We start from the raw sequence: 14,257 nt of genomic DNA, 5'->3' as shown, positions 1-14,257 counted from the left end.
CAAGCGTCATTGACCCTTATCGTCAGGCGACCGCCGCGAAGCACTCCTCGAATTCCGCGCGTGCGGTCAATTCTTCCGTATCGTCCCCCGGTTTCAGGCAGGCCAGAGCACGATTGGCCCGCTCCAGGCTCTTGCCCGACAATTCAGGCGCCTTTTCGGCAACAGCCTGCATTTCCGGCATAATGCCATGACAGTGAAGGACGAGATCGCAGCCCGCCGCAAGGATTGCTTCCGCCCGTTCAGAGAAATCCCCAGAAAGTGCGTGCATCGACACGTCATCGCTCATCAGGAGCCCGTCGAAGCCGATCTCGCCTCGGATGATGTCGCGCACCACCTTCCTGGATGTCGTTGCCGGACGCTCGGGATCGACCGCATGGAAGACGATATGCGCAGTCATCGCCATCGGCAGGTCCGCCAGCGCCTTGAACGGCACGAAATCGTGTGCGCGCAAAGCGTCCAGCGGGGCCGTCACCTCGGGAAGCGCCTTGTGGCTGTCGGAAAAGGCACGCCCGTGGCCCGGCATGTGTTTCATCACCGGCAGAACACCGCCCGCCATCAGCCCCTCGCTCGCAGCGCGTCCAAGTGCAATCACCGTCTGCGGGTCATGCGCATAGGCGCGATCGCCAATCACATCATGCGCCCCTGCAATGGGGACGTCGAGCACCGGCAGGCAGTCCGCCGTGATCCCATAGCGTCTGAGGTCCATCGCATGCAGGCGCGACATCAGCCAGGCCGCGCGCAGTCCCGCTTCCGGGCTTTTCGCGTAGATGCGGCCGAGTTCGGAGGCCGTCGGATAGCTGCCTGCCATGGGCGGGCGGATGCGCTGCACCCTGCCCCCTTCCTGATCGATGAAAACCGGCGCATCCGGCCTGCCGACACTGTCGCGCATGGACGCGACGAGGTCGCTCAACTGTGCGGGCTCGCTGACATTGCGCGCAAACAGGATAAAGCCCCACGGCCGCTCACCGCGATAGAAGGCGATTTCATCCGCCGTCAGTTCTTTCCCCGTCGCTCCGAGGATCATGGATTTTGATTCGCTCATGTCGTCAGGATAGCCGGGCACGCGAATCTGGAAAAGAAAACAAAAACCGCCGCACGATGACGGCGGTTTTTGCGTATTTTTTCTGGGCCTTACTTCGAAACGAAGCAGCTTCCTCCAGCGGATTTGAGCTGTGAACACAGCCGGATCGCGTCATCCTTCGAAGCCGAGGGAATACGCACACGGTAGTACGTGCCCTTTCCGGCTATATCCGCCTTGACGATGTTCACACCCTTTCCGGTCAGAAGGCCGCCATAGCGCTGCGCCATATCCTGATAAGACTTTTGCGCGGCTTCCACGGTCGGCTGCGAGGAAATCTGCACCGACCAGCCGTCCGTACCCGAGGTTACCGGTGCCTGCGCGACAGGTTGTGCCGGCTGGCTCGGAGCGGCCGCCACCTGGGCGGGCTGCGTTCTTTCGGCTACAGGCTGCTGGGGCTGCGCCGGCGGCGCTGCGGGCCGTGATGTGGGAACAGGCGCCGTAGCCGGAACATTTGTCGCCACAGCATCCGTATCACCTGTTGCGTCACCCGCCTGATCGGTCGCCGCCAGGCGTGCATCGGGCGTGGATTCCAGGTTCGCCTGCTGCTGTGCATTGACCGCCGGGCTCTCCTGAACCGTTTGAGCATCACTGCCAGTGCCCGACGCAACATCTGCATCCTGTGCCGGAGCTTCCGGCTCACGGGGCACAATCGTGCCGTCCGGCCGCACCACCATGGTGCGGACGCGGCGCGGCGTCATTGCTGTCACCGGCTCGCTGGTCGGAGACACCGAATCGTCCGCGCCCGGCACCAGACGCTCTTCAGACTTCGGTGCCACCTGAGGCACGTCGACCGGCTCCTCCGCCGTCGAGACAAGCCGTTCCTGCACCGGGTCGTCGCCCGCCTCAGCACCGGAAACCCGCTGATAGACTTGATTGTCCTGGTTGGGTACCTGCTGCCCGCCGGGGTTGTCCGGCTTCACCTTGATCGGCTCGTCATCCGCACGGACCACAACCGGCGCGGAATTGTCTTCACTGCCACCGCCAGATGCGAAAAGTCCGACAAGTGCGAGGACCGCAATGCCACCGAATGCGCCTGCTATTGCCAGGTTGCGACGATTGCTGAACAGACCCGGGCGCGCTGCAGGGCTGGCCGCCATTGCCGGAGCGGCTGCACCGCTCGCACCGTCGAAACGCTCGGAGGGGTCATCCCAGGATGCCATGTCCGAAACCACGAACGCGTCGGCCGCGTCGGCATTTCTGTTGTCGGCCGTTTCTGCTTCATCCTGCTCTGCAAACCTATCCGGCTCGGGAAAACTGTCCGCAAAGGCCGTCTCGAAACCGAAATCGTCATCCTCGCGAGCGGGTTCACCCGGCTGCAGGGCAGCGGCTGCATAGGCGTCATCGGGCATTGCAGGGAGCGGCTCCTCGCCGCCATCTGCCGGCACTGTATCGGGCAGGCTCTCACTGTCGCCGAAAGCGCGCGCCAGGGCGCGCTCCAGATCGTCGGCTTCAGCCTCCGGCGCGCGCTCTGGCTCGCTCAGAAACTCCGGGATATGGGCGGCATCTTCCACCTGCACACGTTCATTGCCCGGTACGTCCACCGTATCGACGTGTGGCACGGATGGCTCACCAGCCGAAACGACCGTCTGAGAAGGCTCTTCGGGCTGCAGCCAGAACGGCGCAGACAAGGATGCCTCAACCGGATCTTCACTGGCAGGCGCGTGTGTCTCCTGATCGGCGACCTCGGATACGGTCCACGCAGGGTCGGTCGGGTCGGTCGGTTCGCTCTCATCCGCCTGAGACTGCACCGCCGGTTCGACCGCTTCCCGCTCGTCGAAGGCCTGTGCAGAAAGCTGCTCCTCCAGGCTTGCGGCAAAGTCGTGCTCTTCGCGCGCAACATCGCCGTCGACGGCACTCGCACGCTCTGCTCCCTGCGCTATTGAGGAGGCAAACGCCTGGGGGGAAAGAAACGGATCGGCACTTGCGGCGCTGTCTGGAGCCGAACCGACATCCATTGGCATGTCGGGCTGTCCAGCAGTTTCGATAGCATCGAAGACGGCCGGCTCATCGTCTGCGGCACTTTCCGGTTCCGCCCCATCGGCCTCCACATGATCGAACTGATGTGCGTGGAAGGCCTCGGGGTTCGCAGGTTCATCCACCTTATCTTCGCCTGCATCGTCGGGACTGAACCAGTCCTCGACAGCGAGCGAAGCTTCAAGATCGTTGTCGAGCTGCGCGAAATCCTGCTCGCCGAATTCGAGATCGCCACTGTCTGCCGACTCTTCAATCGGCTCATCGCGGGGCTGTTCTACGACGCCGACAGATGCGGAGGGCTGGCTCGCATCGAGCTCGAATTCTGAAAAATGCTGCTCGAAATCATCGCCCTCAATATCCTGTGCGGGCTCGGAAGACCGATGGTCCACCTGCTGCGGCTCAGAAACGGCTGTGACACCTTCAGCCGGCTCCAGGCGCATCTCGCTTTCGAAACTGGAGGCGAAGCTTTCGTCGAGTTCATCGGCCATGTCCGCAGCCATATCGACCGAAGGCTCGTCATGCGCCGACACCGCCTCACCGGCAGCCGGCTCGACATCGAAACGCCAGTCACTCGATTGCCGGGGCTCCCAGTCGTTCTGGGCACCCTTTTCTTCGTGAACCTCGTCGGAAAACTCCGCCAGATCGCCCAGCAGTTCGTTTTCGAGCTCAAGTGCGAGATCATCGCCCTCCTGCTCGGTTTCACTGCCAGACACCTCGGCGCGCCGTGGATCGTGCCCCATGATGCGGGTCAGTTCCGCAAAAGGGTCATCCTCAGAAAAAACGGCGCTGTCCGCGCGTTGGTTCGAGCTATGATCTGCCATGCTTTTTTCCGCACTCACACTCGGTAGACGCCCGCGACGTCGTACAATTGTCGGGTACCAGCGCAATGTGGGCAAAAGGTGACAGACTACCGCACCCCCTACGGGATGCGGTCAGCGCATCTCAGAAGGCGCCTCCGCCCCGATCAACGCAAGTCCAGATGTCAACACATCTCGAACTGCCTGCACCAGACCCAGTCTGGCATGGGTCAATTCTGGATCGTTAACCTTAACAAAACGTAAGTCAGCTGTCTCGCTACCTCTGTTCCACTGGGCATGGAACAGGCTGGCCAGGTCGTAAAGGTAGAATGCAAGCCTGTGCGGCTCCATTGCCTGAGCAGCGCTTTCAATCAGTCGCGGATACTCCGCCAGCTTGCGCACGAGTGCCATTTCGCCCTCGTCGGTGAGTTTGCCAAGCTGCGCTTTCATCTCTGCGCGGCTGAAATCGGTGACGCCGAGCTGCTCGCCCGCCTGGCGGAACGCCGAATGGCTACGCGCCGACGCATACTGGACGTAGAAGACCGGATTGTCCTTGGACTGTTCGGTCACTTTCTCAAAGTCGAAATCGAGCGGAGCGTCGTTCTTGCGATAAAGCATCATGAAGCGGATCGGATCACGCCCGACTTCGTCCACCGCCTCGCGCAGGGTCACGAACTCCCCTGCCCGCTTGGACATGCGCACGGGCTCGCCGCCACGGAACAGCTTCACGAGCTGGCACAGAAGCACGGTCAGATCGACTCTGTCCCCGGCGAGCGCACGCGCCACAGCCTGCAGCCGCTTGACATAGCCGCTGTGGTCGGCGCCGAGCACATAAATCAGATGCTCAAAGCCCCGATCCAGCTTGTCTTTCATATAGGCGACATCGGCAGCGAAATAGGTGAAGCTGCCATCCGACTTCATCAGCGGACGGTCTATGTCATCCCCCACTTCGGTGGACCGGAACAGCGTCTGCTCGCGATCTTCCCAGTCTTCGGGCTTCTGCCCCTTCGGCGGCGGCAGCTTGCCCTTGTAGACATGCCCTTTCATGGTCAGGTCGTTGATCGCCGACCTGATCATTCCGCCATTGCCCTCATGCAGCGAGCGTTCAGAGAAAAACACGTCATGGCGAATGTTGAGCGCGGCAAGGTCGTCGCGGATCATCGCCATCATGCTTTCGACAGCTCTGTCCTTGACGATGGTCAGCGCCTCGGTGACCGGCATCTCCAGAAGTTTCGTGCCGAATTCCTCGGCGAGCGTCCGGCCAAGCGGCTTCAGATAGTCCCCCGGATAGAGCCCTGCGGGAATTTCGTCGATCTTCTCGCCCAGGGCCTCGCGGTAACGCAGCATCACCGACTGACCAAGCACGTCGATCTGCACGCCCGCATCGTTGATGTAATATTCGCGCGCCACGTCATAACCCGCGAAGGCAAGGAGATTGGCGAGCGCATCGCCCACCACCGCGCCCCGGCAATGGCCCACATGCATCGGCCCGGTCGGGTTGGCCGAAACATACTCGACATTCACCTTCTCGCCCCTGCCCATCTGCGAGCGGCCGTAATCGGTGCCGAGATCCAGCATTTCGCCAAGCCGCGCCTGCCAGAAGCCGTCACTGAGCTTGAGGTTCACAAACCCCGGACCGGCCACCGTGGCCGCTGCCACATCAGGATCGGCCTCGAATGCCTTGGCAATCTTTTCGCCAAGCGCGCGCGGGTTTTCATCAACGGTCTTTGCCAGCACCATGGCCGCATTGGTCGCCACATCGCCATGACTTGCATCACGCGGCGGCTCCACGGCCACACGCGAAAGGTCGAGCGCCTCGCCACTGCTGGAACGCAGGTCTAAAGCTTCAATGGTCTTGGCGACCCGATCTGTGAAATCGGCGAAAATGTTCATGGACGATGTCCTGAAAAATGAATCTTTGTCGTCCGCCCTCCGGCGGAATTGCGGTTGGCACTAGCTTAATTCAGGAGTCTGGTCAAACAGGCGCCGGTGTTCCTTCACCGCATAGGTGTCTGTCATGCCCGACAGGAAATCGGCCACCAGCCTTGCCTTTTCCGCATCGTCCACCGCGTCCAGGCCTTCCCGCCATCCCTCAGGCATCTCGCGCGGACTGGCGAAATAGGCATCGAAGAGATCCTTCACGATCCGGTCGGCATGTGCCCTGACGGCAACCACCGCTTCGTGACGATAGAGATTGGCATAAAGAAAACGCTTCAGTTCCTTCTCGGCGGCGGCCATGCGCTGTGAAAACGCAACGATTGTGCAGCCCGCATCATGGATCGCATCGGCATTGGCAGGCTGCAGGGCCCGGAGCCGTTCCCGCGAAGCAACGATCACATCCTCCACCATGGCCGTGATCTGGCGGCGCATCAGCTCATGGCCACGACGCACGGGGTCAAGGTCGGGATAGCGGCGCGCCACCTCCGCCAGGATCGTTCCCGGCAGCCCCACCTCTTCCAGCATTTCAAGCGTCAGGAGCCCCGAGCGCAGGCCATCGTCAATGTCGTGCGCGTTATAGGCGATGTCATCGGCAATCGCCGCGCACTGCGCTTCGATACCGGCAAAGCGGGCCAGTTCCAGATCGTGACGCGCCACATAGTCGAGAATGGGCTGCGGAACCGGACCATCAAGCCCCTCGCCCTCGGCATTCGTCAGCGGCCCATTGTGCTTGACCAGCCCTTCCAGTGTCTCCCACGAAAGGTTCAGACCGTCGAATTCCGCATAGCGGCTTTCAAGCTCGGTCACGATCCGCAGCGACTGCGCATTGTGGTCGAAACCGCCCCAGCGTGCCATACGCTCGTCGAGCGCATCTTCCCCCGTATGCCCGAACGGGGTGTGGCCGAAATCATGCACCAGTGCGATGGCCTCCGCCAGATCCTCGTCGCAGCAAAGCGCCCGCGCCAGCGCGCGCGCAATCTGGGCGACTTCAATCGAATGGGTCAGTCGTGTGCGATAATGATCGCCTTCATGGGCGATGAAGACCTGCGTCTTGTGCTTCAGACGACGAAAAGCTGTCGAATGGATTATGCGGTCCCGGTCGCGCTGGAATGGCGTGCGCGTCGGGCTTTCCGGCTCCGCGACGAGCCGTCCGCGCGATGCTGCCGGGTCCGTTGCGTAAACGGCACGCGGGCGATAGCCGAAACCGATATTCTGCAACCCCTGTTCACTGTCCATTGCTCGCAACACCCTGTCGGACGAACCGTTTCCGGCTCGCCATTGCCCTCGTCCGAAACCCGACCGCATCGCTCAGGTTGACTTGCCGCCTGCGGCTTCATACCTATTCTATGAACACGAACGCAAGGTGACCGTCAGGACAACCATTATGGGCATGGACGCGGGAACGGAAATGAAGAGCGTTGAACTCACCGAGGCTGCGGCGAAGCGCATCACGACCATCCTCAGGGACGAACCGGGCAAGATCGCCCTGCGCGTCTCCGTGGAAGGAGGCGGATGCTCTGGCTTCTCCTATGCTTTCGATCTGACCGATCAGCGCAATGACGACGACCACGCCATCGAGCGGGACGGAGCCACCGTGTTGATCGACGACCTCTCGCTCGTCTATATGGGCGGGTCGGTCATCGACTTCGTCGACGATTTGATCGGTCAGTCCTTCCAGATCAGGAATCCAAACGCCGTCGCCTCCTGCGGCTGCGGAACCAGTTTCTCGATCTGATCTTCTCCGGCTTCAAAAAAAGCGCCGCGTGGAAATGAACTGACCCCTTAAAGTTGGACACCAACTTCTGGGGGCAGCTCAAAAGCACGCGGCGCTTTTTCACGTGTTCCGTCGGCTGCCCTCACCGGGCCCGTTTGTTCCTCGGCATCCGCTCAGTCATTGCGCTCTGCCCCTGCGCGCTCTGCCCCCGCCTCCTGCGGCAGGATCAGGTTCAGAACGATCGCCAGGAATGCGGCAGGCAGAAGACCGGAGGTCATGAGGATCTGCGCCGTCTTCGGCAGGTGCTGGAGGGCTCCCGGTTCGAGCTGCAGTCCCAGCCCGACTGACAGCGAAACGGCGAAGATCACCATGTTCCGCCGGTTCCAGTTCACATCCGCCAGCATGTTGATGCCGGCTGCCGCCACCATGCCGAACATCACGATCACGCCCCCGCCGAGCACCATGATCGGCACCGTCGAGATCAGCGCGCCCACCTTCGGGATAAGCCCGCACAGGATCAGGAAAATCGCACCATAGGTCACCACATGCCGGCTCATCACGCCGGTCATGGAAATCAGGCCGACATTCTGGCTGAACGAGGTGTTTGGCAGGCCGCCGAAAACACCCGCAATGGCCGTTCCCAGCCCGTCCGCATAGGTTGCCCCGGAGATTTCTTTCTCCGTCGCCTCGCGGCCCGCTCCGCCCTTGGTGATTCCCGAAACATCCCCGACCGTCTCGATAGCGGAAATGACGGCCATGAAACACATGCCGATAATGGCCGGAGCGGCGAGCTCGAAGCCCCATTTGAACGGCACCGGAACCGCCACCCACGATGCATTGCCCACATTGGAGAAGCTCACCATCCCCATGGCGAGCGCCACGACGTAGCCCGCGATAAGGCCGAGCAGCACCGCCGCGATCGACCACATGCCGCGCGCAAAGAATTTAAGAAGCAGCGTGACGACCACCACGACCAGCGCCACGCTCCAGTTTTGCAGAGTGCCATATTCCGGCTTTCCGATCAGTGGGACACCGCCCGCGGAATACTGGATTCCCACCCGAATGAGCGACAGGCCGATCATCAGCACGATCAATCCCGTGACGAGTGGCGGTAGCGCAAAACGCAGGCGTCCCACGAAACTGCCGAGAAAGAAGTGGAAGATACCGCCAATGACGACACCGCCCATCAGCGCTCCCATGGCGGCCACGCCCTGCCCCGCGACAATCGGGATCATCACCGGCAGAAACGCGAAGCTGGTGCCCTGAACAATAGGAAGGCGTCCGCCCACCGGCCCCATACCGATCGTCTGGAAGAGGGTCGCGATGCCGGCAAACAGCATCGACATCTGGATCATGTAGATGAGGTTGGGAAAATCCGGCGAGTTGGAGCCAAACCCGAAACCGGCAGCCCCCGCCACGATGATCGCCGGTGTCACATTGGAAACGAACATCGCAAGTACGTGCTGGATGCCAAGCGGCACTGCCTGCAACAGCGGCGGCGTATAGTCGGGATTGCTCAAGTCTGCGCGCGACAGCTGATCGCCGCCGGTCATCGTCGTCTGTGTCATTCTTGTTCCCCGGTTGTGCTTCAGAAGCCCTGAAATCTTTTTGGCCAAGCATCGGACACAAACGCGGGCGCTTCTATCTATATTTTTTTGAAAGACAGCCAGATTTCAAACACCAGTTGCACGAAACACTAAGGAATCTACCGAAGGAAATTCTTCAGCATTTTCTGCTTGGATCATCCCTGTTTCGGCACCGCTGCAAGACCTGGAAGCCGATACGAGCAACATGCCCACTCTGATCGAAAGACGCCGCCCCCTCATGCTCTCACTTCAGGCTCTAAAAAGGTCCGCCCGATACGAGCTGATCCGCGCTGGCCTGGAGGGGACTGCCCTAGCCCTGCGGGCCGGCCTGCCATTGGCCAATGCGCAACGCGGTGTCATTTTCGCTCTGCATCACGTCGATCCTGAAAGCACGGCCAGCTGGGTTCCCAATGCCTGGTTGAGCATAACGCCGACCTTCCTCGAGGAGGCCATCCGGGTCGCCCGCGAAGAGGGGCTGATACCGATCGCACTCGAAGAGCTTCCAGAGCGACTTTCCGACCCTGCGGACACGCGTCGTTACGTGTGCTTCACACTGGACGACGGCTATCGGGACAATGCGCGCTTCGCCGCCCCTGTTTTCCGGCGTCAGGCCGTTCCTTACACCATCTTCCTCACATCCGGCTTTGTAGAGCGCTCCAGGTCGATTTGGTGGAAGACGGCGCAGGAACTGGTCATGAAAACGAACAGTGTCGACCTTTCTCCTTGGGGTGCCGATGAGCGCGTCCAGCTCGAAGGCCGCGCCGACAGGGTCGGCCTGTTCGACCGGCTGTCGAACGCTGTAAGCGATGCAGAAGACGAAGACGCGGCGGTCGCCCGGCTCGACGCACTGGCCCGGGCCCATGGCATCGACCCGCTGGCCATCACCGAGCGCCTTACAATGGATGCCGGCGCGCTTGCCGAACTCGCGGAGGATCCCCTCGCCAGCTTTGGCGCACACACACTCACACACGCAAACCTGCGCAAGGTAAGTCCGCAACGCCTGCAACACGAGATGATACACTCAGCCGGGAAGGTGCGAGACTATGTGGGCGCCGCTCCAGCGACCTTCGCCTATCCCTATGGCTACCCGTCCGCCGTCGGTGCGCGCGAGATCGCCGCTGCAAGGGAAGCCGGCTTTGCCGCTGCCGTCACCACGGAGCCCGGCCTCCTTTCGCAGGCATCCCGCGACGCTCAGACAGCACTCCCCCGCGTATCGTTGAACGGTTTCTACCAGCGCAAACGCTATGTGCGCGCACTCTTGTCCGGCCTGCCGTTTCGGCTGCGGCGGCGCTGATTCCGAAACGGACCATCGCACGGCACGACCTGTCAGTATCCTGCACAAGGCGGTTGCGGCGCATTCCCGACCCACCTAAGAAAGAGTTGAGTTGTGGAAGGGCCCCATGAAGATCGCTACCTGGAACATCAACGGCGTCAAGGCACGCATCGACAACCTCCTGCACTGGCTCGAGGAGTCCAGCCCGGACATTGCCTGCCTGCAGGAGATCAAATCCGTGGACGAGCTCTTTCCGCGCGAGCCGATCGAAGCGCTCGGCTACCATGTGGAGACCCACGGCCAGAAAGGCTTCAACGGTGTGGCGCTCCTCTCGAAACTACGCTTCGACGAGGTCAATCGCGGCCTGCCGGGCGACGAAGGTGACGAGCAGGCCCGCTTCATCGAAGGCGTATTCTCCACCGACAGGGGCGCGCTTCGGGTTGTCTCGCTCTATCTACCGAACGGCAATCCCGTCGACAGCGAAAAATTCCCCTACAAGCTCGGCTGGATGGAACGGCTTGAAAAGTGGAGTGCCGAACGGCTCAAGCTTGAAGAACCGCTGGTTCTGGCCGGCGACTATAACGTCATCCCCGAGCCGGAAGACGCGAAAAACCCCGACGCATGGGTGGGCGACGCTCTCTTTCGCCCGGAAAGCCGCCAGGCCTTTCGACGTCTGGGCGCTCTGGGCTTCACCGATGCGTTGCGCGCCGTCAATCAGGACGACGGAATCTATACCTTCTGGGATTATCAGGCCGGTGCCTGGCAGAAGAACAACGGCATCCGCATCGATCACCTCATGCTGTCGCCAGAAGCCGCCGACCATCTGGGATCCGTCACGGTCGAAAAGCACACGCGCGGCTGGGAAAAGCCGTCTGATCACGTCCCCGTCGTTCTTGATCTGAAATTGCGCCCTGCCTGAACGCCAGGCTGCATTAGCCCCAGGCAATGACCGCGGATCGCAGTCTGTGCTAACATGATTGCGTTATGACCATGTTACGGCACGCTGGGATCGCCGCATTGGCGGTCGCGCTTTCCCTACCGGTCGCGGGCGCCTCCGCGGCCGAATGCCAGTGCCGCGCCAATGGATCGGCTTTTCGTCAGGGAGAAACAACCTGCCTCGCGCTTCCTGACGGGCCTCGTCTGGCACGGTGCGAGATGGTTCTCAACAATTCGTCCTGGAAGATTCTCGATCAGGCCTGCCTCCAGACGTCGAAGCATCTGGAAAGAGAAAACCCGATGACGGTGGCGCATTACGGCGCCACGTTTGGCGGGGACTGAAGCAAATCCAGGAAAAGCGGAAGCGCGCTGATTGCCCGCCATCCGTCCGATCAGTCGAAACCGTTTTCGCGCAGATCATGCGCCAGTGCGATTGCCGTGCGCCGGTCCGATTCCCCGGCCAGAGCGAAAGCCTGTTCCTGCATGGCCCGGATCCAGCCGACATCGTTCGGCGCGGCCCGGTCAAGTGCCGCCGTCATCATCGCCAGCCCTTTCACCACGCGGCCACTTTCGAAGAGGATGTGTCCAAGCATGGCCTGGGCCCCGGCATGTCCTTTCTCGGCGGCAAGCTGGAACCAGCGCGCAGCCTGCTGCACGCTCTGGGCCACGCCCTCGCCATCCAGAAACATCCGGCCGACCTGATACTGGGCCTCCGGATTCCGGTAAGTCGCCGCCGCACGCATGAAATGCTCCTGTGCGGCCAGAGGATTGGCGCGGATCGGGCTGTCTGGAATACCCGTTTTCAGATATTTGCCGAGCGCCACAAGCGCGTCCGAGACATAGGTCTCGTCCGGGCTGCCGGGTCGCACGTCCTGCTGCGCCACCGCTGAGAAGAATTTAAACGCCTCGCGGTCGTTGCGGGCAACACCGTCGCCTTCGGCATACATGCGTGCGAGCTTCCAGCGCGCGCCGACCTGCCCGTTCTCCGCAGCATAGCGGTAGGCTTCAAGGGCCTCTTCCTTGTCGCCCCGTTTGTAAGCAGAGAAAGCGAAGCGGAACACAGCCCAGGGGCTGCGTTTCTCCTGCTCCTGAATGACAGCGTTCTCGTCCAGCGCGTAAGCGGTGTCCGGCAGCGCCACGGAGGACGCTACCAGACCGGCAAGAACAGCTGCTTTCCCTGCTTCAAATATCCGCATAACAGTGCGTTTCTTTCTTTGCCCCGGGATGGGTCACCGCGCCATCGCGCGCCGGTCCAACCGTCTGAGCGTATTTCCAGATCGCGCCGGACTGATAATCCGTCTCGCGCGGTTTCCATTCCTTGGCCCGCTCTGCGAGTTCTTCTTCGCTGAGCGCCACGTCGATCGTGCCGGCTTCGGCGTCAATCGAAATCACATCACCGTCCTTCAGGAGCCCGATCGGACCGCAGGCGGCGGCCTCCGGCCCTACATGGCCAATGCAGAACCCGCGGGTCGCACCCGAGAAGCGTCCATCGGTGATGAGCGCAACCTTGTCGCCCATACCCTGACCGTAGAGCGCTGCCGTGGTCGCAAGCATCTCGCGCATGCCCGGTCCACCTTTCGGACCTTCATAGCGAATGACCAGCACTTCGCCTTCCTTGTACTTCCGCTCCTGAACGGCTGCGAAACACTCTTCCTCGGAATCGAAGCAACGCGCCGGACCCGAAAATGTCAGGTTCTTCATGCCGGCGACCTTCACGATCGCACCTTCGGGAGCCAGATTGCCCTTCAGGCCAACCACGCCTCCGGTCTTCGTGATCGGATTGTTCGCCGGGCGAACCACATCCTGATCTTCATTCCATGGAACATGCTCCATGTTTTCGGCAATTGTGCGGCCAGTCACGGTCATGCAGTCGCCGTGCAGATACCCGTGTTCCAGCAGCGACTTCATCAGCAGCGGAATTCCGCCGGCCTCAAACATGTCCTTGGCGACATATTTGCCGCCCGGCTTCAGATCGGCGATATACGGGGTCTTCTTGAAAATCTCCGCCACGTCGAACAGGGTGAATTCGATACCCGCCTCATGGGCGATTGCCGGCAGGTGCAGTGCCGCGTTGGTCGAGCCGCCCGAGGCCGCCACGACCGCGGCTGCGTTTTCCAGCGCCTTGCGGGTCACGATGTCCCGCGGCCGGATCTGCTTGGCGATGAGTTCCATCACCTTCTCGCCCGATGCGTAGTTGAACCGGTCACGCATTTCGTAAGGAGCCGGCGCGCCGCAAGAATAAGGCAGCGCCAGGCCAATCGCCTCGGCAACCGTCGCCATCGTGTTGGCGGTGAACTGCGCGCCGCAGGAACCGGCCGACGGGCATGCCGCCTGTTCGATCTCGGTCAGGTCTTCGTCGGAGATCGTGCCCACGGAATGCTGGCCGACGGCCTCGAATACGTCCTGAACCGTAATCTGCCGGCCGCGATAGGTACCGGGCAGGATCGAGCCACCGTAAATGAAGACCGACGGCACGTTGAGGCGCACCATCGCCATCATCATGCCGGGGAGCGACTTGTCGCAGCCCGCCAGGCCAACCAGCGCGTCATAGCAATGGCCGCGCATGGTGAGTTCGACGGAATCGGCAATGACCTCGCGCGAAACGAGTGAAGACTTCATGCCCTGGTGCCCCATGGCAATGCCGTCCGTCACCGTAATGGTGGTGAACTCGCGCGGCGTGCCGTGGGCCGCCGCGACGCCCTTCTTGACCACCTGCGCCTGACGCATCAGCGAAATGTTGCAGGGCGCAGCCTCGTTCCAGCAGGTTGCAACACCCACGAGCGGCTGCGCGATCTCTTCTTCCGAAAGCCCCATGGCGTAGAGATACGAGCGATGCGGTGCCCTTGCCGGGCCCACCGTGACGTATCGGCTTGGAAGTTTGTCTTTCGAAATTGCTTTTGCGTCCATAATTACCCCAGCCGCAGCGCGCGGCACTTCTCCTGAACAGTCGGTTGTGTC

General features: G+C 61.6%; 11 protein-coding genes. 4 read left to right on the top strand and 7 right to left on the bottom strand.

The annotated features are described in order from the left end of the window. Nucleotides 1-22: 22 nt before the first annotated feature. The 4 genes from nagZ to KUG85_RS01410 form a co-directional block, all read right to left on the bottom strand. Nucleotides 23-1,042: a beta-N-acetylhexosaminidase gene (gene nagZ, locus KUG85_RS01425; protein ID WP_223003902.1), complete on the bottom strand. Its 1,020-nt coding sequence runs from the start codon at nucleotides 1,040-1,042 to the stop codon at nucleotides 23-25. 89 nt (nucleotides 1,043-1,131) lie between these two features. Next, the gene (locus tag KUG85_RS01420) at nucleotides 1,132-3,876 is read right to left on the bottom strand and encodes an SPOR domain-containing protein (protein ID WP_223003901.1); all 2,745 of its coding nucleotides are present in this window, start codon (nucleotides 3,874-3,876) and stop codon (nucleotides 1,132-1,134) included. A gap of 111 nt (nucleotides 3,877-3,987) precedes the next feature. Then, entirely contained in the window at nucleotides 3,988-5,745 is a 1,758-nt protein-coding gene (argS, locus tag KUG85_RS01415) for an arginine--tRNA ligase (protein WP_223003900.1), read from the bottom strand. 60 nt (nucleotides 5,746-5,805) lie between these two features. After that, complete coding sequence (locus KUG85_RS01410; RefSeq protein ID WP_223003899.1) at nucleotides 5,806-7,026, bottom strand: deoxyguanosinetriphosphate triphosphohydrolase; 1,221 nt, start codon at nucleotides 7,024-7,026, stop codon at nucleotides 5,806-5,808. Nucleotides 7,027-7,174: 148 nt separating this feature from the next. Here KUG85_RS01410 and erpA point away from each other — a divergent pair, with 148 nt between their 5' ends. Then, entirely contained in the window at nucleotides 7,175-7,525 is a 351-nt protein-coding gene (erpA, locus tag KUG85_RS01405; protein WP_065815095.1) for an iron-sulfur cluster insertion protein ErpA, read from the top strand. A gap of 152 nt (nucleotides 7,526-7,677) precedes the next feature. Here the strand turns inward: erpA and KUG85_RS01400 are convergent, their stop codons facing one another. Beyond that, nucleotides 7,678-9,072, bottom strand: a complete 1,395-nt coding sequence (locus tag KUG85_RS01400) for a uracil-xanthine permease family protein (protein WP_223003898.1) — start codon at nucleotides 9,070-9,072, stop codon at nucleotides 7,678-7,680. A gap of 223 nt (nucleotides 9,073-9,295) precedes the next feature. Between KUG85_RS01400 and KUG85_RS01395 the strand changes: the two genes are divergently transcribed. The 3 genes from KUG85_RS01395 (at nucleotide 9,296) to KUG85_RS21065 (ending at nucleotide 11,641) form a co-directional block, all read left to right on the top strand. Beyond that, entirely contained in the window at nucleotides 9,296-10,384 is a 1,089-nt protein-coding gene (locus KUG85_RS01395) for a polysaccharide deacetylase family protein (RefSeq protein WP_322098553.1), read from the top strand. 106 nt (nucleotides 10,385-10,490) lie between these two features. Beyond that, the gene (gene xth / locus KUG85_RS01390) at nucleotides 10,491-11,282 is read left to right on the top strand and encodes an exodeoxyribonuclease III (protein WP_223003897.1); all 792 of its coding nucleotides are present in this window, start codon (nucleotides 10,491-10,493) and stop codon (nucleotides 11,280-11,282) included. Nucleotides 11,283-11,518: 236 nt separating this feature from the next. Beyond that, entirely contained in the window at nucleotides 11,519-11,641 is a 123-nt protein-coding gene (locus KUG85_RS21065; protein ID WP_255606213.1) for a hypothetical protein, read from the top strand. 50 nt (nucleotides 11,642-11,691) lie between these two features. Here KUG85_RS21065 and KUG85_RS01385 read toward each other — a convergent pair whose 3' ends face one another. Both KUG85_RS01385 and ilvD read right to left on the bottom strand, forming a co-directional pair. Beyond that, nucleotides 11,692-12,495: a tetratricopeptide repeat protein gene (locus KUG85_RS01385; protein ID WP_065815092.1), complete on the bottom strand. Its 804-nt coding sequence runs from the start codon at nucleotides 12,493-12,495 to the stop codon at nucleotides 11,692-11,694. After that, nucleotides 12,482-14,206: a dihydroxy-acid dehydratase gene (ilvD, locus tag KUG85_RS01380; protein ID WP_223003896.1), complete on the bottom strand. Its 1,725-nt coding sequence runs from the start codon at nucleotides 14,204-14,206 to the stop codon at nucleotides 12,482-12,484. The genes KUG85_RS01385 and ilvD overlap by 14 nt, the downstream gene beginning before the upstream one ends. Between the last annotated feature and the right edge of the window lie 51 nt (nucleotides 14,207-14,257).

It is taken from the genome of Nitratireductor rhodophyticola (assembly GCF_019891355.1).
GTDB classification, from domain to species: domain Bacteria; phylum Pseudomonadota; class Alphaproteobacteria; order Rhizobiales; family Rhizobiaceae; genus Nitratireductor; species Nitratireductor rhodophyticola.
Note: the sequence above shows the minus strand (reverse complement) of the source record. Positions and strands in the feature narration are given on the sequence as shown.